This window comes from Nocardioides sp., from assembly GCF_035576065.1.
GTDB lineage: Bacteria > Actinomycetota > Actinomycetes > Propionibacteriales > Nocardioidaceae > Nocardioides.
The window spans coordinates 1-21,786 of the sequence record NZ_DATLWX010000028.1 but is presented as its reverse complement, the minus strand read 5'-3'; the positions used below and the strand labels follow the sequence as shown (position 1 = coordinate 21,786).

Sequence of the window (21,786 nt, the reverse complement as noted above, 5' to 3'; positions counted from 1 at the left end):
CGCCATGCCCCCCGTCGCCGCACCCTCCGCCATCGCCCGCCGCCAGGCAACCGAACGTCTGGCCGCCCTCGCCACGCCACCGGGCGCCCTGGGCCGACTCGGTGACTTGGCCGTCTGGCTGGCGGCCTGCCAGGGACAGGTGCCGCCGACGCCCGTCAACGACGTCCGGCTCGTCATCTTCGCCGGTGACCATGGCGTCGCCGCGCATGGCGTGTCCGCATTTCCCCCGGCGATCACGGGGGCGATGGTCCGCACCTTTCTGCTCGGGAAGGCCGGGGTCAGCGCCCTCGCCCGCGCGCACGACGTGTCGGTGCGGGTCCTCGACCTCGCGGTCGACGAGGACTTCGGTGATCTCGACGAGCAGGTGCGCGCGCTGCTGACGGCGCACAAGATCCGCCGGGGCAGTGGCGCCATCCACCTGGAGGACGCCCTCACCCCCGAGCAGGCGAGAGCAGCGCTGGCGGCCGGCGCCCGCGTGGCACGCGAGGAGATCGCCGCCGGCGCCCAGCTGCTGATCAGCGGCGACATGGGGATCGGCAACACCACCCCGGCCGCAGCCATGGTCGCCGCCGGGCTCGGGCTGCCTGCCGCCGAGGTCGTGGGGCGGGGGACAGGGATCGATGACGAGGCGCTGCGCCACAAGACCCACGTGATCGACGCCGCCCTGTCCCGTGTCGGCGCCCGCACCACCGACCCGTTCGAGACGCTCGCTGCCCTCGGCAGTGCCGACCTCGCGGCCAGCACCGGCTTCCTGCTCGCCGCCGCGGAGGAGGGCACGCCGGTGCTGCTGGACGGGTTGATGAGCGTCGCCTGCGCGCTCACCGCGGACCGCTTCGAGTCGGGGGCTGCCGGTTGGTATGCCGCAGGCCACCGCTCCACCGAGCCCGCCCAGTCGCTGGCGCTGGACAAGATGGGACTCGAGCCGCTGCTCGACCTCGGACTTCGCTTGGGCGAGGGATCGGGCGCGGTCGCGGCCGTGCCGGTGGTCCGCAGCGCCGCCGCGATCCTGCGTGACGTGGCACTGCTCAGCGAGCTCGCGCCCTGATGCTGCTCGACGCCGCACGGCTCGCCGTCGGGACGCTCACGGCGATCCCGGTGCGGCCGCCCGCGACGGTGGACCGGCGCCGGGCAGGCGTGGCGATGCTGCTTGCGCCCGTCGCGGTGCTGCCTCTCGGTCTCGTCGTCACCGGGGTCGGGATGGCCGGCCACTGGCTGGCGGTGCCGCCAGTCATCACCGCACTGGTCGCCCTCGGCGGCGCGATCCTCGGTACTCGCGCCCTCCACCTCGACGGGCTCTCCGACACCGTCGACGGGCTGGCGGCGTCCTACGACCGCGAACGGTCCCTGACCGTCATGAAGTCCGGCACGTCCGGCCCGGCCGGGGTCGTGGCCGTGGTCCTGGTGATCGGGCTCCAGACAGCCGGTCTCGCTGCCGTGTTCTCTCTGCCCGACTGGTGGCAGGCCGCGATCCTCGCGGGCGTTGCGGTGTGCTGTTCTCGCGCAGCCCTCGCGGTCTGCTGCGTGCGCGGCCTGCAGCCAGCCCGCTCCGACGGGCTCGGTCGCACCTACACCCAGACCGTTCCGCGCCCCGTCGCGGTCATCGTCTGGATCCTCGCCGGCCTCGCTCTCGCTGCCGGTGCTGCCGGGGCAGGCATGCCCTGGTGGCAGGGGGTGCTGGCGGCGGCCGTCGCACTGGTGACCATCGTTGCCGTCCTCGTTCGTGCGACGCGGCGCTTCGGCGGTGTGACGGGTGACGTCTTCGGCGCGGCCATCGAGATGGCGCTGGCCGCGATCCTGGTGGCCCTGTCACTGGGGAGCGTATGAGCGCCCGCGCTGTCGGGCTGCTGATCGGCTACGCCGCAGACCGCGTGCTGGGGGACCCACAGCGCTTTCACCCCGTCGCCGGGTTCGGCACCCTGGCCACGACACTGGAGCGCATCTCGTACGCCGACTCGCGGACGCGAGGACTGACGCACACCCTGCTCCTGGTCGGTGGCGTGGTCGCGGTCGGCGTCGCTGCCGAACGTCTCACGCCGCGGCCGGTCGCCCGTGCTGCTGCCACTGCGGCAGCCACGTGGGCTGTGCTCGGAGGGCGTTCCCTCGAAGGTGAGGCGAGCGCCGTGCTGGCTCACCTCGAAGCCGACGACCTCGCCGGCGCGCGTCAGCGCCTCACCCACCTCGTCGGTCGTGACACCGCGGCCCTTGACGGGTCGGAGGTCTCGCGCGCGGTCGTGGAGTCGGTCGCCGAGAACTCCTCCGACGCCGTCGTCGCGCCGCTGGTGTGGGGGGCGTGGTGCGGTATACCCGGACTTCTCGGCTATCGGGCGGTCAACACCCTCGATGCGATGGTGGGGCACCACAACGCGCGCTACGAGCGCTACGGGTGGGCAGCGGCGCGACTGGACGACCTCGCCAACCTGCCGGGCTCTCGACTCGCCGGGCTCCTCACCCTGTTCGCGATGCCGTCGCGATCGACGGAGACGTGGCAGACCTGGCGCAGGGACGCGGCCGCTCACCCGAGCCCCAACGGAGGAGTGGTCGAGGCTGCATTCGCCGGTGCGCTCGGGGTCCGGCTGGGCGGGACGAACAGCTACTACGGTCACCGTGTCGAACACCGAGCGGTGCTGGGAGACGGACGCGCTGCGCGGCCTGACGACATCGCTCGGTCCACGGTCCTGGCGCGCCGCATCGGCCTCGCAGCGGCGATCGCAGCGGCGAGCGCAGCGGCCCTGATTTCGGTCCGCGGGGGGTGGCGTGAATGCCCTCGCGGTCCGCTAGGGTGAGCGTCAACGGTCACAAGGAAGCCGGTGGGATTCCGGCACAGTCGCGCTACTGTGACATCGCTCAGCCCGACCAGGCAGTGCGGTGAAGTCAGACCCGCGTGTCCGTCCACACCCATCAACCAGGGACGCACGTATCCCTGAGGAGGACACATGTCGCATGCTGTTGCCAGCCCTTTCACCGGGCCCATCTCCGGCGCCCCCGCACTTCCCACCATCCCGCTCCGCGAGCTGGCCCCTTGGGCGCTCTTCTTCGGACTGCTCGGGGTGCTGGTGATCTTCTTCGTGAGCGCCGACCAGGGTGCTGTCTCGGTCCCCGCAGGGACCGCGATCCACGAGTGGGTCCATGACGCGCGGCACCTGCTCGGTTACCCCTGTCACTGACAGTTCCTGACCTGTCACCGACCGTCCCGGACTCCGCGGGGCGGTCTGATCTCTCGTCGCTGACCACCGGCGTGCTGCAGGCCGGCGGTGATCGCGGCGACCCGTGAACGGAATGTCGATGACCCCACGTGCTTTCCTTGTCCGCGGCCTGCTTGCTGGCCTTGTTGCCGGCCTGGCCACCTTCGGCGTCGCCCAGCTGGTGGGCGAACCCCACCTCGAGCGAGCCATTGCCCTCGAGGAGGCGGGGGCTGCAACATCGGGGTCGCACTCGCATGCCGAGTCCACTGAAGGCGAGTCCACCCACGCGCACGAGGAGGGCTCGGCTGTCGTGGTCTCTCGCGACAACCAGAGCACCTGGGGGCTGCTGACGGGGTCCTTGGCCGTCGGCGTCGCACTGGGCGGGCTGGTGGCGCTGGTCGCCGCAGGGACGCTCGGGCGGATCGGGCCGCTGCTGCCGGGGCAATCGACCGCGCTGGTCTCGTTGATCGGCTTCGTCTCAGTGGCGCTGGTCCCGTTCCTGAAATATCCCGCCAACCCGCCGGGGGTGGGCAGCGGCGAGACGATCGGAGACCGGACGGTCCTCTACTTCGTCTTCCTGATGATCTCGATCGCAGCCGCCGTGCTTGCGACGTATGCCGCCTGCAAGCTGCGCGACCGGCTCGGGACCTACGCCTGCGTGGTCGGGAGCGCTACGGCATACCTCGTGATCGTGGTCGTCGCCGGGCAGGTGTTCGCCACGGTCAACGAGGTGAGCGACTTCCCGGGCGACCTCCTGTGGTCGTTCCGCATCTCTTCGCTCGTCGCTCTGACGGTCATGTGGGGTGTGCTGGGAGTCGTGCTGGTCGGACTGGTCTCGCGTCTCCACGACCAGCAGCGGGCGGTCCTCGCGCGCCGAGAGCTGGCCGCCAGTCTGTGATCCGGCCCCGGGGGACGGATCGGACTCAGCGGGGGAGTCGATGTCCCTCGACCGGCGTGCCGCCCACGAGGTGGCGGGTGACGATCTCGCGGCTCACCTCGGGGTCGACGTCGCCGTACCAGACATCGTCGGGCTGCACGCTCACGACGGGTGCCTGGTTGCACGGGAACTGGCAGCCGGTGTGGGTGACGAGCACGTCCTTGTCGCCCAGTCCGGCCTCCACCAGTCCGATGATCAACGCCCGCATGGATTCCTCGGAGCCCCGGGCGGTGCATCGGGGTCCACGACAGATCAACACCTGGTGCCGGTGGCCGGTCACGTCCTCCCAAGCCGCCGACGTCAACCCGGGCTCGGTGCCGAGGACAGGCCTGCACGTGGCCAGCGCGTCGTCGAGATCCTCCAGTGAGCTGACCAGACGGGTGGCGACGTCGAGGATCGGACGCGACCCCGCACGCTCGCGCCACCAGTGACCCGCGATCCGCCGCAACCACGAGTGGGCGGGCGCGAGCGGCCCGAGGTCGACGCCGACGAGGGTGATGGCTTCGGCTCCCGCATCAGCAAGGCGGGTGAGCTCGAGGGAGAGCGACGGGTCGCCCATCTGCAGGAAGGCGACGCTGCCACCCCGGCTGCGTGCTGCGGCCACCAGGTCGGCGCGGCGGTCGACGTCGGTGATCGACATGCCGACGAGCACCAGGTCGATCACAGCCGGAGCACCCGACCGGCGACGACGAGGTGCACCTCGTCGCAGGCAGTGGCGACGCGCTGGTTGACCAGACCGAGCAGGTCGCGGAACAAGCGACCGGAGCGGTGGGCGGGCACGACACCCCAGCCGACCTCGTTCGTGACCAGGATGACGTCGTCGCGCTCGGCGAGGACCTCGACGACCCCAGCGATCAGGTCGCCGACCATCGCCGTGACCTCGACGGAGGGGGCCTCCCACATGGCGTGCGCATCGATCGTCGCGGTCAGCCAGGTCCCGAGGCAGTCGACCAGCACCGGCCCCTCGAGCCGCAGGGCCGAAGCGAGGTCCCGCGTCTCCACCGTCGTCCAGGTGGCGGGTCGTCGCTGTTGGTGTGCCGCGATCCTCGATGCCCAATCGGGGTCCGGGTCCTCGGCCACGGTGGGGCCCGGGGCGACGTAGGAGACGGAGGGAGCCGTGGTGAGCATGCTCTCGGCATGCCAGGACTTGCCGGAGCGCACCCCACCCGTGACGAGGATCAACATGTCAGCTCCTTGACCCAGGCGACTGCCTCGGCGACGTGGTGGACGGTGGGGATTCCGGCGGGTCCGGGCGGGCGGCGCACGACCACGACCTCGACACCGAGTGTGGCGGCTGCCTCCAGCTTGGGCCAGGTGTGGGTGCCGCCGGAGTCCTTGGTGACGAGGACGTCGGCGCGGTGCCCGCTCAGCAGCGAGAGCTCGGAGGACAGGGTGTAGGGACCTCTGCTGTTGACCAGCTCCCAGGTCGGAGGCAGCGCGAGATCAGGTGTGTCAACGACCCGCGCCAGCACGGCTCGGGTGCCGAGCGCCGGCACGAACCGCGCGAGCTCCTGTCGCCCGACGGTCAGGACCGGGCGCTGGCCGAGACCGCGGCCGACGGTGGCCGCGTCTTCGTGGGTGTCGACGTAGTGCCACCTCGGGTCGGGCGTCCACGCCGGTCGCTCGAGCCGCAGGAGCGGGATGTCGGCGCACGCTGCGGCCGCGTTGGTGGTCATGCCCAGGGCAAACGGGTGGGTGGCGTCGACCACGGCGTCGTAGTCGGCCAGCGCCGCCCGCAGACCCCGCACCCCGCCGAAGCCCCCGATCCGGACCTTGCCGACGGGCAGCCGGGGTCGCGCCACGCGACCGGCCAGCGACGACGTGACGTCGACACCCGCCTCGACGAGGTGAGTGGCCAGGTCGCGAGCCTCGCTGGTGCCGCCCAGCAGGAGCAGCCTCACCGCACAGCTCCGGGGGGCAGGACGGGCAGCTCGGACGGTGCTCCTGCGCGCGCCAGTGCGAGGAGCGCATCGACGTCAAGGTGCTGCTCGACCAGGTCGCCCAGCAGGTCGAGTCGGCGTTCGCGCGCGGCGGGGAAGGAGACGGTCGAGGGAGCGAGTCCCAGCGTCTCCACCAGGAATGCCCGGCGCAGGTCGTCACCTTCCAGGCTGCCGTGCCACATCGTGCCGAAGACGAGACCGTCGCGGGTCCCGCCGAGGAAGGAGTCACCGGAACCGACAGCGACTCGCCCGTGGTGGATCTCGTAGCCGCTCGCCTGCACGCCCAGCGCCTCTCCGACCGGTTGGCGCAAGACCTTGTCGGCGTCGAAGTTGGTGCGCACGTCCAGCAGCCCGAGGCCGGCGACCTCGACGCCCGGACGCCCCTCGACACCGTGCGGGTCGGTGATCGCTCGGCCGAGCATCTGGAACCCGCCGCAGATGCCCAGCACCGGTCGACCGGAGCGGGCGTGCTCCACAATGGCCCGGTCGAGCCCACGGGAGCGCAGCCAGGCGAGGTCGTCAAGCGTGGCGCGAGTGCCGGGGAGCACGACCAGGTCGGCGTCGGCGAGATCGCGCGGGCTCGTCGCAAAGACCACGTCGAGGTCCGGCTCCAGTCCGAGTGCGTCGACGTCGGTGAAGTTGCTGATCCGCGGCAGCCGGACGACTACCACCCGGTGGGCGGCGTGGCTGCCCGAGCTGCGACCGTCGAGGTCGAGGGCGTCCTCGGAGTCCAGCCAGAGCGAGGAGTCCCAGGGCAGCACGCCGAAGACGCGCCGACCAGTCAGCGTCTCGAGGGAGTCCAGTCCCGGCGCCAGGAGGGCGACGTCGCCGCGGAACTTGTTCACGACGAAACCCGCCACGAGTCGCTGGTCGGCAGGCTCGAGCAGTGCCACCGTGCCGAACATCGCCGCGAAGACGCCCCCGCGGTCGATGTCACCCACGACAACGGTCGGCAGGCCGGCGTGGCGAGCGAGCCCCATGTTGACGTAGTCCCCGGCGCGCAGGTTGATCTCGGCGGGGCTGCCCGCCCCCTCGGCGACGACCACCTCGAAGCGGGTCGACAGGTCGTCGTACGCCGCATGTGCCGCCTGGGCCAGGTGGCGCCGTCCGGCCTGCCAGTCGCTGGAGGAGACCTCGCCGGCCGGTTGTCCCATCAACACGACGTGGCTGCGCCGGTCGGACCCTGGCTTCAGCAGCACCGGATTCATCGCCGGCTCCGGCGTCACCCGGGCGGCGATCGCCTGGATCCACTGGGCGCGCCCGATCTCGGCGGTCGATCTGTCGTCCGCTGTGCAGACCATGGAGTTGTTGGACATGTTCTGCGCCTTGTACGGCGCCACGCGGACCCCGCGACGGACCAGCGCACGGCACAACCCGGTGGCGACGACGCTCTTGCCGGCGTCGGAGGTCGTGCCGGCGACGAGAAGGCCGCTCACCGCCCCAACCGCCAGGTGTGCCGCACATGGCAGTCATCGTTGGCCCACCACTGCAGGTCGACCCGGTCCGCCTGCGCCCGCAGGGGCAGCAGGCTGCCGAGCTCGGCGCGCAGGCCGGCTGCGGTCGCGCCCGTGATGCGGTGCTCGAGGGTGAGGTGCGGGACGAGCTCGAGGTAGCGCCCGGAGTAGGGCGGGGTCTGGGGGAACGACTCGGCCAGGCGTGCGGTCAGCCGGGCGAACGGGTCCCTGGGCTCCGGCACCAGGTGCACGATCCCGTCGGCGAACTCGCGGACCTCAGCCAGCACGAAGGCGAACGTCGGCTCGGTCGCGAGCACTCCGGCCACTGTCTGCAGGTCCTCCTCGGTGGGGGCGTCGAGCCAGGGACCGAGCAGCGTGATGTGGGCGTGCACGAAAGCCGGGTCCGTCGACAGGTAGGACGAGTCGTAGCGGATCGTCCGGTCACGGACGACGTCGTCGAGGTCCGGCACCGGCACCGCGATGACGGAGTGACCAGCTCGCGGGTTCACCGCGGGCCGCGCAGGAGATAGGCGTCCATCACCCAGCCGGCGGACTGCTTGGCCCGCGCACGCGCATCCTGGAGCTCGGGCAGCACGTCGGCCACGCGGCCGGAGACGAGCTCCTCGGCGACCGTGCCCAGATTGGCGCCCCACCAGATCCACCAGTCTCCGAGGCTGTCGAGGGTCGCCAGGTCGTCGGCGTTGCCGAGCATCACCACGATGTTGGTCTGACCGGCGACGAGGGCCTCCGGGAGGCGCCGCGCGGAGGTGATGTGGACGGGATGGCCCACCTCGTGGAGCACGATGCGGTGCCGGGCGGCAAGGACGGAGGGGGTGCTGACACCCGGCAGGACGTCCCATTCGGCCTCTAGGGACGCGGCGACGCGGTCGACGACCCGGATCGTCGAGTCGTAGAGGGAGGGGTCGCCCCAGACCAGGAACGCGGCCGTGCCACGGCGCGCACCGATCACCTCGGCGTACGCCGCAGCCCGCGCGTCGTGCCAGGCGGAGACCGTGGCCGGATAGTCGACCGGTTCCCGGTCGCGCACCGGGTCCGTGACGGCGACCAGCTCGACGCCGTGCTCATCGCAGATCGCCTGCCTGATCGCGAACAGCTCGTCGTCGTGGGCCTTGCGCGATGCGACCACGTAGTCGCAGGAGCGCAGGGCGTGGGCCACCTCTGCCGTCACGTGCTGCGGGCCCATCCCGACACCGAGCAGTCGGACCTTCACTCCCGGTCCTCCAGATCGCCCTCCACCTCGAGGTAGACCTGCTGCATCGCGGCCATCACGTCAGGGTCCGGCTCCGCCCAGAGGCCGCGTTCGGCGGCTTCGTGCAGCCGCTCGACGATGCCGCGCAACGCCCACGGGTTCGAGGTGCGTAGGAAGGCCTGGTTGGTCTCGTCGAGGACGTACTCGGTTGCCAGCTTCTCGTACATCCAGTCGTGCACCACACCCGCCGTGGCGTCGAAGCCGAAGAGGTAGTCGACGGTCGCTGCCAGCTCGAAGGCACCCTTGTAGCCGTGGCGCTGCATGGCGGCGATCCAGCGTGGGTTGACCACCCGGGAGCGGAAGACCCGTGCCGTCTCCTCGGCCAGGGTTCGGGTGCGGACGGCGTCGGGTGAGGTCGAGTCACCGACGTAGGCCTTCGGGTCGGAACCAGTGAGCGCACGGACGGTCGCGATCATCCCGCCGTGGTACTGGAAGTAGTCGTCGGAGTCGGCGATGTCGTGCTCGACGCTGTCGATGTTCTTGGCCGCCACCTTGATCCGCCGGTAGTTGGCGCGCATGTCGTCGGCGGCAGGCGCCCCGTCGAGGTCGCGGCCGTAGGCGAAGCCGCCCCAGGCGGTGTAGACCTCGGCGAGGTCCTTGTCGTCACGCCACGAGCCCGACTCGACGACCTGCAGGATGCCGGCGCCGTAGGACCCGGGCTTGGACCCGAAGATGCGCGTCGTCGCGCGGCGCTCGTCGCCGTGCTCGGCGAGGTCGGCGCGGGCGTGGGCACGGACGTAGTTGTCCTCGTCCGGCTCGTCGAGCTCGGCCACCATTCGCACGGCGTCGTCGAGCATCGCCACCACGTGCGGGAACGCGTCGCGGAAGAAGCCCGAGATCCGGACGGTGACGTCGATGCGGGGCCGACCGAGCTCCTCGAGCGGCACGACGAGGAGCTCGCGCACGCGTCGGGACTCGGCATCCCACTCTGGGCGGACGCCGAGCAGCGCGAGCACCTCGGCGATGTCGTCGCCAGAGGTGCGCATCGCGGAGGTGCCCCACACGGACAGTCCCACCGACGCGGGGTAGGAGCCGGTCTCGTCGAGGTAGCGCTGGATGAGCGAGTCGGCCATGGCCTGGCCGGTCTGCCAGGCCAGCCGCGACGGGACCGCGCGCGGGTCGACGGTGTAGAAGTTGCGTCCGGTCGGCAGCACGTTGACCAGACCACGCAGCGGCGAGCCGCTCGGACCGGCCGGCACGAAGCCGCCGTCGAGGGCGTGCAGCACCGCGGTCAGCTCGTCGGCCGTGCCGGCGAGTCGGGGCACGACCTCGGTGGCGGCAAAGGCCAGCACCCGCTGCACGTCGAGGTCGTCGTGCAGATCGGGAGCCACGGCCGGGTCCCAGCCCGACTTCTCCATCTGCTCGACCAGACCTCGGGCCTCGGCCTCGAAGACGTCGACGGCTGCACTGGTGGCGGCTTCGACATCGACCAGACCCAGGGCAGTGCGCAGGCCCGGGACGGCGTTGCCGACCCCGCCCCACACCTGGGAGGCGCGCAGGATGCCCAGCACCAGGTTGACCCGGGGCTCACCGGTCGGCGCCTCGCCGAGGATGTGCAGGCCGTCGCGGATCTGCGCATCCTTGATCTCGCAGAGCCAGCCGTCGACGTGCAGGATGAAGTCGTCGAAGTCGTCGTCGTCGGGGCGCTCCTCGAGGCCGAGGTCGCGGTGCAGCTGGGCCGCCTGCATCAGGGTCCAGATCTCGCCCCGGACAGCAGGAAGCTTGGCCGGGTCCATCGCCGCGATGTTGCCGTATTCGTCCAGCAGTTGCTCGAGACGCGCGATGTCGCCGTACGCCTCGGCGCGGGCCATCGGCGGCACGAGGTGGTCGACGATGGTGGCGTGTGCACGGCGCTTGGCCTGCGCGCCCTCGCCGGGGTCGTTGACGAGGAAGGGGTAGATCAGGGGCAGGCTGCCGAGCGCCGCGTCGGTTCCACACGAGGCCGACAGGGCGGCGTTCTTGCCGGGCAGCCACTCCAGTGAGCCGTGCTTGCCGAGATGGACGACCGCGTCGGCGCCGAAGCCGCCGTCCTCGACAGTGTTCTCCAGCCAGCGGTAGGCGCCGATGTAGTGGTGGCTCGGGGCGAGGTCCGGGTCGTGGTAGATCGCGACGGGGTTCTCCCCGAAGCCGCGCGGCGGCTGGATCAGCAGCACTATGTTGCCCGCCTGCAGGCTCGCCAGGACGAGTTCGTTGGACTCGTTGACGAAGAGGTTGCCCGGCGCCGGTCCCCACGCCTCGATCATGGCCTCACGCAGGTCGGCAGGAAGGTGCTGCGTCCACGCGTCGTATGACGCAGCGCTGATCCGCACGTGGGCGTCGGTCAGCTGCCCCGAGGTCAGCCACTCCTCGTCCTGGCCGCCAGCCGCGATCAGCGCGTGGATGAGCGCGTCGCCGGCCCGGGTGTCGGCGGCAGCGTCAGCGGCAGCGTCCGTCCCGTCCCCGTTGTCCTGGTGGTCGAGGATCTCGACGACGCGGTTGTCGTTGCCGAGGTCGTAGCCGTCGTCACGCAGGCGTCGAAGGAGCCGGATGGCGGACACGGGGGTGTCGAGGCCGACGGCGTTGCCGATGCGGGCGTGCTTGGTCGGGTAGGCCGACAGCACCAGCGCGAGCTTCTTCTCGGCGTTGGGTATCGAACGCAACCGGGCGTGCCTCACCGCAATGCCGGCGACGCGGGCGCAGCGCTCGGGGTCGGCGACGTAGTGGGGGAGACCGTCGGCATCGATCTCCTTGAAGGAGAAGGGCGCCGTGATGATCCGGCCGTCGAACTCCGGGATCGCGATCTGGGTCGCGGAGTCGAGTGGGCTGACGCCGTCGTCGGAGGCCTCCCACTCGGCGCGACTGCTCGTCAGGCAGAGGCCTTGGAGCACCGGGATGTCCAGGGCTGCCATCCGGGTGACGTCCCAGGCCTCGTCGTCGCCGCCGGCGCTCGCGGTCGACGGCACACTGCCTCCCGCCGCCAGGACGGTCACCACGAGGGCGTCGAGGGTGGCGAGCTCGGTGAAGAGCTCATCGGGTGCCGCACGCAGCGACCCGGCGAAGATCGGGACGCCGATGGCCTGACCGGTCGCGTCGACGGCGTCGGCCAGGGCGTGTGCGAAGGCCGTGTTGCCGCTCGCCTCGTGGGCTCGGTAGTAGAGCACCCCGATGCGCGGGAGCGACGCGTCGTTGGCCGGCCGTGCGGCGTACCCCCAGACGGGGAGGGCGGCAGGCGCGTCGAAACCCTCACCGGTCAGCAGAACCGTGTCGGAGAGGAAGGCGTGGAGTTGGCGGAGGTTCTCCGGGCCGCCCTCGGCGAGGTAGCGGTGCGCCTCCGCGGCGATCCCGATCGGGACCGACGACCGCTCCATGAGCTCGGCGCTGGGCTGCTGCTCGCCGCCCAGGACCACGACCGGCATGCCCGTCGCAGCGATGCGGGTGAACCCCGAGCACAGGTCCTGCGGAGAGCCGAGCAGCCGGCCGACGACGAGGTCGCAGTCCTCGATCAGCTCGGCCATGGACTGGTGGCCGGGTCGCGCTGGGTTGGCGAGGACGTAGTCGGCGCCGGAGGCCCGAGCGCTGAGCAGGTCGGTGTCGGACGTCGAGAGCAGAGCGATGCGCACAGCGGATGTTCCTCCTCCGGGGTTCTCGCCCCGTTCATCGGTGGGATACCCCTGGCCAGTGTCTGGCTGCATCCGGCTCCCGAAGAACGGAGGAGTCGAGATGTCACAGTGGCGGAACCGCCCCGGAGTCGCACCGGGTTCCTGCACCAATGGGCAGTGCGAGCGTAGTGGAGACTGTGTCCCGTGCACGCGCCGGTCTACCTCGTCAGGCACGGGCAGTCGGAGTGGAACCTGCGGCGGCTGACACAGGGCCAGACGAAGCACCCCGCGCTCACCGGCCTGGGTCGCGAGCAGGCGTCGCGGGCGGCCGAGGCCATCGCCACGGACCTGGCTCGGGGCGGTCTGGTCTCAGCGCGACTCCTGACCAGCGACCTGGTCCGCGCCACGGAGACAGCCAGGATCATCGGCAGCAGGATCGGGCTCGTCCCCCAGCCGGACGCCCGCCTCCGGGAGCAGCACCTGGGGTCGCTCGAGGGCAGGAGTCATGAGGACTCGTGGGCGCAGGCCGAGCTGCACGACTGGTCGGATCCGGAGCTGCCGATCGCCGGTGGGGAGTCGGTGGGGCAGGTACGCCGACGCGTGGCCGCCGTCCTGGCGGAGGTCGACCCCCGGGTGCCCACGGTGCTTGTCAGCCACGGCGACGCGATCCGCTGTGCCATCGCTCACCTGGAGGGGCGGTCCATGACGGACGCGCCCTGGGTCGAGGTCCCCAACGGCTCGGTCTCGAGGTTCGTCGGCGAGATTCGGTGGCTGGACCTTCAACCCCCGTGACGGGCGCGCGCGGTCATTCGCCCCAGCCGAGCGAGTAGACCTCGAACGGCGCCGCGAACGATGTCCCGAGTGACTGCCCCGCCTGCCGTGCCATCCCCTCGAGGAACTCCCGAGGATCCCAGTTCTCCCACCCGAGACCGTCGATGTAGGCGCGGTGCGCCTCGAGCGACTCCACGCCGCGGTCGAACGTCTCGGTCGTGTCGACGGCGTGCCGCGACTCCGGCGATCCGGCCGCCCAGACCGCCCGCACCCCGCCCCAGGGTTCCAGGCTCGACGACAGCTGCTCGGGGAAGATCCACCTGTTGCCCGCGTCCCTGGCCGCATCCAGGACTGCCCGCCCGACCGCGATGTGATCGGCCTGGTTGAGGGACGCCCCGCCCCAGGTGTCGCGGAAGTTGCCGGTGATGACGACCTCGGGCCGGTGGCGGCGGATCACCTCGGCCAGCAGTCGGCGCAGCGGGACGCCGTACTCCACGATCCCGTCCGGCTGGCCCAGGAACTCCACCGTGCTCACGCCGACCACCCGTGCGGACTCGACCTGCTCGGCCTCCCGGACCGTGCGGCACTCGTCCGGGTGCATGCCGTCGATGCCGGCCTCCCCGCTCGTGGCCATGCAATAGAGGACGTCCTTGCCCTGGCCGGTCCAGCGCGCCACGGCGGCAGCCGCGCCGAACTCCAGGTCGTCGGGGTGCGCCACGATGCACAGCGCCCGATCCCAGTCCTCGGGCAACGGTTCGAAGGTCGCTCGGTTCTCGCTCATGCAGCGAGCATCTCCTAATCCGATGGCGGCGGCCAGTGTCGACCTGATCGGATGGGCGCATGCAGATCCGTGAGATCGACGTCCACGACCAGGCTCAGCTCCGCGAGTGGTACGCCGCCGAGGGTGCCGCGATCGACCAGGACCGGCCGTTCGCCGTACGCCGGACCTTCGACGCGCTCGTCAACCAGGTCACCGTCCCCAGTGACTACTACCAGCCGGTGCTGCTCGCGGCCTTCGACGGAGAGCGGATCGTCGGCACCGCCGACCTGGGCTATGCGCTGAAGGACAACACGCACCTGGCAGACCTGGAGATCACCGTCGTTCCCGACTGCCGCCGGCGCGGGATCGGTCGCTCGTTGTACGCCGACGCGACGGCCCGCCGCCGGGCTGCGGGCCGCACCAGCGCGTGCGGTGAGCTCAACGTGGTCGACGACGAAGGACCGCTGGCCTTCGCCCGCGCCATGGGGGCGGAGTCGGTCCACGAGGAGGACCACCTGGTCCTCGACCTGCCGATGGACGCGGAGCACCTCCGCCGGTTGGAGGCACGGGCTGCCGGAGACTACGAGATCGTCCGCTGGCAGGGTCGCTGCCCCGACGACCTGATCGACGCCTACGCCGCGATGCGCACGCAGATGAACCAGGACGTCCCCACCGGCGAGCTCGACCACGAAGCCGTCGTGATGACACCCGAGCGGATCCGGTCCGGGGAGGAGCGCCTGGCCAAGTCCTACGACATCTGCGTGGCCGTGGCTCGTCGGGCCGACGGCGTGCTGGGCGGCTACTCGCTGGTCTATCTGCCTCTCGGCCGCGACCATGCCCTCCAGGACGACACGCTCGTGATGCCCGGCCACCGCGGTCACCGACTGGGGCTGGCGCTCAAGCTTGCGACGTACGCCGCCATCGCGACCGAGCACCCGGAGCGCACCAGGTTCCACACGTGGACCGCCCCGGAGAACCGTGCCATGCATGCCACCAACACGGCGTTCGGCTACCGCCCGGTCGAACGGATGCACGAGGTGCAGGTCAAGGACTGACCCGGGCGCTCACCAGCACAGGTCCCAGGATCCGCGCAGCTGGCGGCGGGCGGCCCGCTCGGCCCGCTGGTAGGAGCTGGTCCGGAGGAACGGGTCGTTGCGGTAGACGTAGGTCCGGGCGAAGCCGCGGCTGATCTGCGCCCGCCCGACGTCGAGGTCGTGGCGCGAGACGTAGCGCAGCCACCGGCCGTAGCGGTCCCGGTCAGCCTGGGAGGGGTCGGACTGCAACCGGACCCGCGAGCCGACAGGAGCCAGCCGCCCCATCTGTGCCGATGCGGTGTCGCCGCCACACTCCGCACCCCCGTACACCTCCGGAGTGTCGATACCCAGGATCCGCACGGAGCGCACACCGACGCCGGCGATGCGCACCGACAGGGTGTCGCCGTCGGTGACCCTCACGACGTTGCCCCAGTGGCGGCGCACCGGGCCGCTGCTCCCGGAGCCCTCTGTCTCGGTGCCGCTGGTCTCGGTGCCGCCCGAGGGAGTCGGCCTCGGCGGTGGTGTCGTCTGGCCCACGAGCGGGACCGGACCCAGGTCGGTGATGCACGGACACGGGTTCGACTCGCACGCCAGCCCGTCCCCCTCCGCATCGAGGCGGTGCGGATCGCCGGGACCTGCGTTGAGGAAGAACGTCTGAGCTGCGGCCTGCGTGGCGAAGTCGCCGCAGTCCATGTCCGTCACAGCAGCGGCCGAGGACGGGCTTGCGACGAGGCCGGCGATCAGCACAGCGAGCAGGACCAGGGGAGAGAGGAACCGGTGCACCTGCCCAGCGTCGTCCTCCCCGCCCGTGGTGTCCGGGGAATGGCCGGATTGGGCGGGCTCAAAGACCTCTCGACAGGCGTACTTGTCTGGTGGTGCGCTGGTCCTCGTGGACCGGCTCTCGTGTGAAGGGGTTTCGTCATGACAGACGCACGTAGTCCGCTCCTGGTCGCGGTCGTCAATGACTTCCCGATCGTCACCGCCGGTCTGGCAACGCTGTTGGCGCCGTACCCCGATCGGGTCAAGGTCGAGGAGTTCGTCGGAGATCTCCCTCCCCGAGGTCACTTCGACGTCCTGTTGCTGGACAACTACGGCCGCCCTGACCCGCAGGCGCGCCTCGCCCAGGTCGTGGCCGCGACCGACGCCGCCGTCCTGGTGTTCGCCTGGGCCGAGAGCCAGGAGCAGATCGACGGCGCATCCGCGTGTGGTGCGGCGGGCTTCCTGTCCAAGACGGTCGACGCGGAGACGATCCTGATCGCGGTGGAGGCCGCTGCTGCCGGACACCCGGTCTGGTCGGCCCCCGCACGCAACAACCGCGCCATGGCGGCCTGGCCCGGGCAGCAGGTTGGGCTGACGTCCCGGGAGTCCGAGGTCCTCTGCCTGATCGTGTGTGGCATGTCCAACCAGGAGATCGCCGAACGGATCTTCCTCAGCATCAACTCCGTCAAGAGCTACATCCGCAGCGCCTACCGCAAGATGGGCGTGGCCAGCCGATCTCAGGCCGTGCTGTGGGGTCTCGAGCACGGCTTTCAGGTCAAGAAGTCCCCGTTGTGACACGACGAGCGCCAATGATGCATGGCTCACCCATTGTGAGGTTTCAACCCGCACGGTCCGTTCACTATATTTCTTGTGTGGAACCCATTCCCGAGACCTCCGAAGCCGTCGATGAGTTCGGTCCGTTCGAGCCCGATCTGCTCGAACGGCTCCAGGACAAGGCACGCCACGTCCGCGAGCTCGTCCCGGCGTGTGTCGGCCTCAGCCTGGCCTCCCGGGAGCACGGCGTGACGTTCACCGTCGTTGCCACGGATGAGGAGATCGCGGCGCTGGACGGCGCGCAGTACCTCGACAGTGGCCCGTGCGTGGAGAGCGTGAAGGCCGAGCAGGTGCTCGAGTACACCGCTGACGACTTCTTCCAGGAGTCCAGCTGGCAGCTGTTCGCCCTGTCCACGGCCGCCGCAGGCATCAGCAGCACCCTGACCCTGCCCATCCTGAAGGAGGCGCAGGTCGTGGGATCAGTGAACCTCTATGCGGCCTCACCGCAGGCGTTCACCGGTCACCACGAAGGCATTGCCGAGATCTTCCACGCGTGGGCGCCGGCGGCAGTGGCCAATGCCGACCTGGGTTTCGCGACCCGGGGTACGGCGCAGCAAGCTCCGCAGATCCTGCGCGAAGTGACCAGGATCAAGGTCGCGGTAGGCGTCCTGGTGGAATCCCAGGGCCTCACCCTCGAAGCGGCTGAACAGCAGCTGAGCCAGGCGGCGCGGAGGGCGGGGGTCAGCGAGGCGGCCTTGGCGGAGCGGATCATCTCCGGTTCGGCCTACGCGGAGCGCGAGGAGGAGTAGACGCGCGCCCAGTCTCATCGAGGGGGTCATACCTGTGGTGGGTCGGCCGGGAGGCGTGCCGCTAGAGTCTCGTGCGGTCTGGTCTGGGGATGCTTCCGCTGGCGTGAGCCTTCCGATCGGCCGCGACAGATCACGCGGGGCGGTAGCTCAGTCGGTTAGAGCAGAGGACTCATAATCCTTGGGTCGTGGGTTCGAGCCCCACCCGCCCCACTCCGCAGTCAGCGTTGGACGACCGGGACAGCCTGGTCGCGGCGTCGGCCGGTCGGTCCCAGCCCGTTCGTCATCGCCCACAGGACTGCCTGGCTACGACTGTTGACGTCGATCTTGCGGTAGGCGGTCCGGATGTAGGACTTGACCGAGTTGGGCGACAGGATCATCCGCTCGGCGACGTCCCGGTTCGACAACCCGGCAGCGATCAGGGACAGCGCCTCGGCCTCCCGGGGTGTGAGCCCCTCGTCCCGGCCGGGCCAGCCGACACTCGCTGACGAGCTCTGTTGACCCGGAGCAACGATGACACGGCCCGCGTGGATGGCCTCGAGGGCAGACACGAGAGGCCCCGCAGGCAGGCTCTTGGACAAGTAGCCACTGGCACCGTGCCGGATCCACTCGCCAGCCGACCACGGCTGGAAGTTCCAGGTGTAGACGACGACCTTTGCGACCCGCGGGTCGTCCCGAAGTCGGCCGATCCGCTCATGCGCGTCCTGGTTCCCGGACGCGTCGTACAAGGCGATGTCGAAGGGACCTGGGGCCGCCAGGTCGCTGACCTGGTGTGCAGCGCCGGAGCCGCGCAACATGGACGCGAGTCCATGCGCTACCAGCTCGTCGGCATGTGCGAGGGCAAGGCGCAGGGCCAAGAACTCGACCTTCCGTACGGGTGGCGCGTGCCAGGCAAGTGGCTCGTGCCAGAACAGGTGGCTCGTGCCAATTCTTGACACGATCTACTTCGTGAGCAGCCCGAGCCGCCGACGGAACCGTTTACATTGTAATCAGATGAGCGGTGTCATGACCAAGGCCGGGGGCCCACCATGCGGCGCGTGTCGGCCCTTGGGTCACTCGTCGGCGATGAGGTAGCCATCGCCGCTGCGTTGAAGCTGCAGTGTCACCGACTCGCTGACCGCACTGCCGTCCACCCGGACGTAGTCCACGTCATAGGTGACGGTGAGCGTCTTCGGATTCACCACGATGTTCCTGGGCGTCGCCGAGGCGATGGTCCGCCAGTACCCGCTGTAGCTCCCGAACCCATTGGACGCCGCCTGGAAACCTGGGGTGAGCATCGCGAAGCTCGCCTTCTGGTCGTTCGGGGCGGTGGCGAGATAGGTCGTGATGAACGAGGCGACCTCTTTGCGGGTCGTGGCTGCGGGGTTGGGGGCCTTGGTGGTCTCTTCCTCGGTCGGCTCGGTCGTGGGCTCGTCGGTCGGCTCCTCCTCACCGTCCGTGGGCGTCTGCGAGTTCGGCTCCTCCGAAGCGGGCAGATCGTCGTCGTCTGCTGTGAACATCAGCACCGAGAAGACGATCGCAGCGACAGCGGCAAGGGCCAGGGCTGCGAACCAGGGCCAACGGGAGCGGTCTCCGGAGTCGTTCGTGTCGCCGTATGCGTGCACCTGTGCTGCGACGGGGGCGACCGGTGGAGCGGCGGGCGACGGGTCGGGGGAGACCGGCGGGACAGCCACGACCGGCGGCGCGGTGGGGATGACCTCGGTCTTGTGCTCGGGGTCGTCGAGGACGGCCGTGGAGGTCATGCCGGCAGCCGACGGAACCAGCTTGATCTCGGCCAACCGGTCGCGCACGCGCTCCATCGACCACCGGGCCGAGGGCTCTCGCGTCATGGTCGCGCGGAGCAGGTCGTCGAACCCACCCGCGTCAGGGACTCGCGGCGGCTCCTCGTGCACGATCTTGAAGAGACCACCCATGAGGTTGTCGCTGACGTCGTACGGCGGTTTGCCGGTCAGCGCGTGGAAGAGCGTCGCGCCAAGCGCCCACACGTCACTGGGAGCACCCCCGCCTGTCCCTGACGCCACCTCGGGTGCCAGGTAGGCCGGCGAACCGGTGACCAGTCCGGTCTGGGTCAGGCTGGCATCCGCCTGGGCCCGAGCGATCCCGAAGTCGGTCAGCTTGGCCTGACCCTCGTCGGTCAGCATGATGTTGGAGGGCTTCACGTCGCGGTGCACGATCCCGGCTCGATGGGCCGCTGCCAGCGCGTCGGCGACCTGCCACATGATGCTGGCGGTCGCGGCGTGGTCCAGGGGACCGGAGTCACGGATGCGTTCGGCGAGCGACTTGCCGTTGACGTACTCCATCACCAGCCACTTCTGGTCGCCCTCCTCGACGAGGTCGAAGACCGAGACGACGTGCGGGTGGTTGAGGGTCGCGGCCAGTCGGGCTTCGCGTTCGGCGCGCGCCAGGTCGGGCATGCTCGCGCCCGGCAGCATGCCGATCTTCTTGATCGCGACCTCGCGGCCGAGGACCTCGTCACGGGCGACGTGAACGGCACCCATGCCTCCGCGGCCGATCTCGCGACCAAGGGTGTACCTGCCAGCGATCAACGTCCGTGCCTTTCCACTCGGGGATCCCACATGTTAGGCGGAGCCGGGTCTGGCAGTCTTGTGGCGTCATCCCCAGGAAGGGGGGCCCACCACCGGAAGGACCAGCGTGCCCACCCCGAACATCCTCGACGATCTCGAGTGGCGCGGGCTCATCGCCCACTCGACCGACCCGGCGGAGCTGCGCGACGCCTTGGGCGCCGGGAGTGTGCGCTTCTATGTCGGCTTCGACCCCACGGCACCGAGCCTGCACATGGGCAACCTCGTCCAACTGGTCACCGCACGGCGGCTCCAGGACGCCGGGCACACGCCGTACATCCTGGTCGGCGGCGCCACCGGGATGATCGGGGACCCGAAGGATTCGGGGGAGCGGGCGCTCAACAGTCTCGCGACGGTCAAGGACTGGACCGAGCGTGTACGCCGCCAGGTGTCGGGGTTCGTCAGCTTCGAGGGCGACAACGCAGCGACGGTGGTCAACAACTATGACTGGACCGCCTCGATGTCGGTCATCGACTTCCTGCGCGACGTCGGCAAGCACTTCCCGGTCAACCGCATGCTGGGGCGCGACACCGTCAAGCGCCGTCTCGAGTCGGGCATCAGCTACACCGAGTTCTCCTACGTGCTGTTGCAGTCGATGGACTTCCTGTCTCTGCACAACGAGCACGGGGTGACACTCCAGTTCGGCGGTTCCGACCAGTGGGGCAACATCACCGGGGGTGCCGAGCTGATCCGGCGTGCCGGAGGTGGGCAGGCGCACGCCTTCGCCACGCCCCTCGTCACAAGGGCTGACGGCACCAAGTACGGCAAGACCGAGGCTGGGGCCCTGTGGCTCGACGCCGAGATGATGTCGCCGTACGCCTTCCACCAGTTCTGGCTCAATGTCGAGGACGAGAAGGTGGTGGAGATGCTGAAGATCTTCACGTTCCTGAGTCACGACGAGATCGCCGATCTCGAGGTGCAGACGGCCGAGAAGCCGTTCCTGCGTGCTGCTCAGAAGCGGCTGGCCGACGAGGTGACCACGTTGGTGCACGGGTCCGAGGAGACCGAGCAGGCGAAGGCCGCGGCCCAGGCACTCTTCGGCAGTGGTGACCTCAGCGCGCTCACTGCAGCCACGCTCGCGTCCGCGCTGAGCGAGGCAGGCGGCGCCTCTGTACGCCGAGACGAGGTGCCCAGCGTCGCGGACCTCCTCGTGCGAGCCGGACTGGCCAAGAGCAAGGGCGAGGCTCGGCGAACCGTTTCGGAGGGCGGCGCCTACCTCAACAACGCCAGGGTCGAGGACCCGGACATGGTCCCGGACGTGAGCGACCTCGTGGGCGGGTCCTGGCTGGTGCTGCGCCGAGGCAAGAAGAACTTCGCCGGCGTCGAGGTGACCTGACAGGGCGGGTCAGGCGGCCTGGAGGGACCGACACGCCGGCTCCAAGTCCGCGTCAGAGTGTCCCGGCAACGCGCTGACCTGCACAGATGGGGTCCAGAGGGCGGTTGTGGCGCCCGTCACGTCGATCCGATTTGCATGATCGCCGCGGGATGCCTAATGTTCTACCTCGTCGCCGGGATGCGGCGGGAAGCAAGGCCAGAAGGCCGGGCTTCCGGCTCCCGAGTCGGCCACCTCCTCACCACTTCGGACCTCACGGTTCGTGACGCTGAGGGGGGCAAGGTGCGAAAGGCCCAGGATTTGCTTCTTGGGAAACACACCTCGTAACTTAGTACGAACAGCTCCCGTAGCCAGATGCGAATCTTCGGCGCGGTGTGCGTCTGATGTTTGAGAACTCAACAGTGTGTCATAGTCGACGAATTAGTTTGTTTTGCCCCGTCATCGTGACTTTTGCTCGTTCGGCCTTTTTTGGGTTGGGTGGGTGGTTGTTGTGGTGGTGGTTTCTTTGATGATGAGCAATAATTTCTGACAATATTTTTTGTCAGTGTTTTGTTTGATGTTGGGGGATGTGGCTCTCTTTTTCCTGTGTTGGCTCTTTTTTGGGGT

Annotated in this window: 21 protein-coding genes, 1 tRNA gene and 1 riboswitch; of the genes, 11 read left to right on the top strand and 11 right to left on the bottom strand. The window is 69.9% G+C overall.

Translation table 11 applies throughout. From position 1 onward, the window contains the following. Positions 1 to 4 precede the first annotated feature (4 nt). The 5 genes from cobT (at position 5) to VNJ48_RS13185 (ending at position 4,080) form a co-directional block, all read left to right on the top strand. Positions 5 to 1,045 carry a nicotinate-nucleotide--dimethylbenzimidazole phosphoribosyltransferase gene (gene cobT / locus VNJ48_RS13205; RefSeq protein ID WP_325602825.1) on the top strand — a complete coding sequence of 347 codons (1,041 nt, stop codon included), beginning with the start codon at positions 5 to 7 and terminating at the stop codon, positions 1,043 to 1,045. Next, positions 1,045 to 1,824, top strand: a complete 780-nt coding sequence (locus VNJ48_RS13200) for an adenosylcobinamide-GDP ribazoletransferase (protein WP_325602823.1) — start codon at positions 1,045 to 1,047, stop codon at positions 1,822 to 1,824. Before cobT ends, VNJ48_RS13200 begins: the two co-directional genes overlap by 1 nt. Beyond that, the gene (locus tag VNJ48_RS13195; RefSeq protein ID WP_325602821.1) at positions 1,821 to 2,783 is read left to right on the top strand and encodes a cobalamin biosynthesis protein; all 963 of its coding nucleotides are present in this window, start codon (positions 1,821 to 1,823) and stop codon (positions 2,781 to 2,783) included. Before VNJ48_RS13200 ends, VNJ48_RS13195 begins: the two co-directional genes overlap by 4 nt. 150 nt (positions 2,784 to 2,933) lie before the next feature. Further along, a complete protein-coding gene (locus VNJ48_RS13190; protein WP_325602819.1) occupies positions 2,934 to 3,164 on the top strand; it encodes a CbtB domain-containing protein in 231 nt (76 codons plus the stop codon). Between the two features lie 118 nt (positions 3,165 to 3,282). Beyond that, positions 3,283 to 4,080: a CbtA family protein gene (locus VNJ48_RS13185; RefSeq protein WP_325602817.1), complete on the top strand. Its 798-nt coding sequence runs from the start codon at positions 3,283 to 3,285 to the stop codon at positions 4,078 to 4,080. 25 nt (positions 4,081 to 4,105) lie between these two features. Here VNJ48_RS13185 and VNJ48_RS13180 read toward each other — a convergent pair whose 3' ends face one another. The 7 genes from VNJ48_RS13180 to cobN are packed head-to-tail and all read right to left on the bottom strand — an operon-like array spanning position 4,106 to position 12,382. Further along, entirely contained in the window at positions 4,106 to 4,783 is a 678-nt protein-coding gene (locus VNJ48_RS13180) for a (2Fe-2S) ferredoxin domain-containing protein (protein ID WP_325602815.1), read from the bottom strand. Continuing rightward, the gene (locus VNJ48_RS13175; RefSeq protein ID WP_325602813.1) at positions 4,780 to 5,304 is read right to left on the bottom strand and encodes a bifunctional adenosylcobinamide kinase/adenosylcobinamide-phosphate guanylyltransferase; all 525 of its coding nucleotides are present in this window, start codon (positions 5,302 to 5,304) and stop codon (positions 4,780 to 4,782) included. Before VNJ48_RS13175 ends, VNJ48_RS13180 begins: the two co-directional genes overlap by 4 nt. Further along, positions 5,298 to 6,020: a cobalt-precorrin-6A reductase gene (locus tag VNJ48_RS13170; RefSeq protein ID WP_325602811.1), complete on the bottom strand. Its 723-nt coding sequence runs from the start codon at positions 6,018 to 6,020 to the stop codon at positions 5,298 to 5,300. The genes VNJ48_RS13175 and VNJ48_RS13170 overlap by 7 nt, the downstream gene beginning before the upstream one ends. Further along, positions 6,017 to 7,495 carry a cobyric acid synthase gene (locus tag VNJ48_RS13165; RefSeq protein ID WP_325602809.1) on the bottom strand — a complete coding sequence of 493 codons (1,479 nt, stop codon included), beginning with the start codon at positions 7,493 to 7,495 and terminating at the stop codon, positions 6,017 to 6,019. The genes VNJ48_RS13170 and VNJ48_RS13165 overlap by 4 nt, the downstream gene beginning before the upstream one ends. Next, complete coding sequence (locus tag VNJ48_RS13160) at positions 7,492 to 8,022, bottom strand: 2'-5' RNA ligase family protein (RefSeq protein ID WP_325602807.1); 531 nt, start codon at positions 8,020 to 8,022, stop codon at positions 7,492 to 7,494. The genes VNJ48_RS13165 and VNJ48_RS13160 overlap by 4 nt, the downstream gene beginning before the upstream one ends. Next, the gene (cobF, locus tag VNJ48_RS13155; protein ID WP_325602805.1) at positions 8,019 to 8,744 is read right to left on the bottom strand and encodes a precorrin-6A synthase (deacetylating); all 726 of its coding nucleotides are present in this window, start codon (positions 8,742 to 8,744) and stop codon (positions 8,019 to 8,021) included. Before cobF ends, VNJ48_RS13160 begins: the two co-directional genes overlap by 4 nt. Continuing rightward, positions 8,741 to 12,382 carry a cobaltochelatase subunit CobN gene (cobN, locus tag VNJ48_RS13150; RefSeq protein ID WP_325602803.1) on the bottom strand — a complete coding sequence of 1,214 codons (3,642 nt, stop codon included), beginning with the start codon at positions 12,380 to 12,382 and terminating at the stop codon, positions 8,741 to 8,743. Before cobN ends, cobF begins: the two co-directional genes overlap by 4 nt. A gap of 36 nt (positions 12,383 to 12,418) precedes the next feature. Beyond that, positions 12,419 to 12,548, bottom strand: a riboswitch (cobalamin riboswitch). A gap of 17 nt (positions 12,549 to 12,565) precedes the next feature. Between cobN and VNJ48_RS13145 the strand changes: the two genes are divergently transcribed. Continuing rightward, the gene (locus VNJ48_RS13145; protein WP_325602801.1) at positions 12,566 to 13,153 is read left to right on the top strand and encodes a histidine phosphatase family protein; all 588 of its coding nucleotides are present in this window, start codon (positions 12,566 to 12,568) and stop codon (positions 13,151 to 13,153) included. Positions 13,154 to 13,166: 13 nt separating this feature from the next. On the opposite strand, the gene VNJ48_RS13140 is transcribed toward VNJ48_RS13145, so the two are convergent. Then, positions 13,167 to 13,913 carry a PIG-L deacetylase family protein gene (locus tag VNJ48_RS13140; RefSeq protein WP_325602799.1) on the bottom strand — a complete coding sequence of 249 codons (747 nt, stop codon included), beginning with the start codon at positions 13,911 to 13,913 and terminating at the stop codon, positions 13,167 to 13,169. Positions 13,914 to 13,972: 59 nt separating this feature from the next. On the opposite strand from VNJ48_RS13140, the gene VNJ48_RS13135 reads away from it, so the two are divergent. Continuing rightward, positions 13,973 to 14,947: a GNAT family N-acetyltransferase gene (locus tag VNJ48_RS13135; RefSeq protein ID WP_325602797.1), complete on the top strand. Its 975-nt coding sequence runs from the start codon at positions 13,973 to 13,975 to the stop codon at positions 14,945 to 14,947. A 9-nt stretch (positions 14,948 to 14,956) separates the two neighbouring features. On the opposite strand, the gene VNJ48_RS13130 is transcribed toward VNJ48_RS13135, so the two are convergent. Then, the gene (locus tag VNJ48_RS13130) at positions 14,957 to 15,709 is read right to left on the bottom strand and encodes a thermonuclease family protein (RefSeq protein WP_325602795.1); all 753 of its coding nucleotides are present in this window, start codon (positions 15,707 to 15,709) and stop codon (positions 14,957 to 14,959) included. Between the two features lie 138 nt (positions 15,710 to 15,847). Here VNJ48_RS13130 and VNJ48_RS13125 point away from each other — a divergent pair, with 138 nt between their 5' ends. The 3 genes from VNJ48_RS13125 (at position 15,848) to VNJ48_RS13115 (ending at position 17,478) form a co-directional block, all read left to right on the top strand. Then, positions 15,848 to 16,480 (top strand): response regulator transcription factor, encoded by a 633-nt coding sequence (locus VNJ48_RS13125; RefSeq protein ID WP_325602793.1) that lies wholly within the window; start codon positions 15,848 to 15,850, stop codon positions 16,478 to 16,480. Positions 16,481 to 16,557: 77 nt separating this feature from the next. Next, complete coding sequence (locus VNJ48_RS13120) at positions 16,558 to 17,268, top strand: GAF and ANTAR domain-containing protein (RefSeq protein WP_325602791.1); 711 nt, start codon at positions 16,558 to 16,560, stop codon at positions 17,266 to 17,268. A 136-nt stretch (positions 17,269 to 17,404) separates the two neighbouring features. Then, positions 17,405 to 17,478: transfer RNA gene (locus tag VNJ48_RS13115), tRNA-Ile, on the top strand. Between the two features lie 8 nt (positions 17,479 to 17,486). Here VNJ48_RS13115 and VNJ48_RS13110 read toward each other — a convergent pair. Then, positions 17,487 to 18,062, bottom strand: a complete 576-nt coding sequence (locus VNJ48_RS13110) for a response regulator transcription factor (protein ID WP_325602789.1) — start codon at positions 18,060 to 18,062, stop codon at positions 17,487 to 17,489. 255 nt (positions 18,063 to 18,317) lie between these two features. Further along, a complete protein-coding gene (locus tag VNJ48_RS13105) occupies positions 18,318 to 19,811 on the bottom strand; it encodes a serine/threonine-protein kinase (RefSeq protein ID WP_325602788.1) in 1,494 nt (497 codons plus the stop codon). A 106-nt stretch (positions 19,812 to 19,917) separates the two neighbouring features. Between VNJ48_RS13105 and tyrS the strand changes: the two genes are divergently transcribed. Beyond that, a complete protein-coding gene (gene tyrS, locus VNJ48_RS13100) occupies positions 19,918 to 21,183 on the top strand; it encodes a tyrosine--tRNA ligase (protein ID WP_325602787.1) in 1,266 nt (421 codons plus the stop codon). Positions 21,184 to 21,786: the final 603 nt, after the last annotated feature.

Bases quoted from the DNA above. Each gene is read 5' to 3' on its own strand.
- cobT (WP_325602825.1), top strand. From the start codon at position 5: ATGCCCCCCGTCGCCGCACCCTCCGCCATCGCCCGCCGCCAGGCAACC.
- VNJ48_RS13200 (WP_325602823.1), top strand. From the start codon at position 1,045: ATGCTGCTCGACGCCGCACGGCTCGCCGTCGGGACGCTCACGGCGATC.
- VNJ48_RS13195 (WP_325602821.1), top strand. From the start codon at position 1,821: ATGAGCGCCCGCGCTGTCGGGCTGCTGATCGGCTACGCCGCAGACCGC.
- VNJ48_RS13190 (WP_325602819.1), top strand. From the start codon at position 2,934: ATGTCGCATGCTGTTGCCAGCCCTTTCACCGGGCCCATCTCCGGCGCC.
- VNJ48_RS13185 (WP_325602817.1), top strand. From the start codon at position 3,283: ATGACCCCACGTGCTTTCCTTGTCCGCGGCCTGCTTGCTGGCCTTGTT.
- VNJ48_RS13175 (WP_325602813.1), bottom strand. From the start codon at position 5,304: ATGTTGATCCTCGTCACGGGTGGGGTGCGCTCCGGCAAGTCCTGGCAT.
- VNJ48_RS13140 (WP_325602799.1), bottom strand. From the start codon at position 13,913: ATGAGCGAGAACCGAGCGACCTTCGAACCGTTGCCCGAGGACTGGGAT.
- VNJ48_RS13135 (WP_325602797.1), top strand. From the start codon at position 13,973: ATGCAGATCCGTGAGATCGACGTCCACGACCAGGCTCAGCTCCGCGAG.
- VNJ48_RS13125 (WP_325602793.1), top strand. From the start codon at position 15,848: ATGACAGACGCACGTAGTCCGCTCCTGGTCGCGGTCGTCAATGACTTC.
- VNJ48_RS13110 (WP_325602789.1), bottom strand. From the start codon at position 18,062: ATGTTGCGCGGCTCCGGCGCTGCACACCAGGTCAGCGACCTGGCGGCC.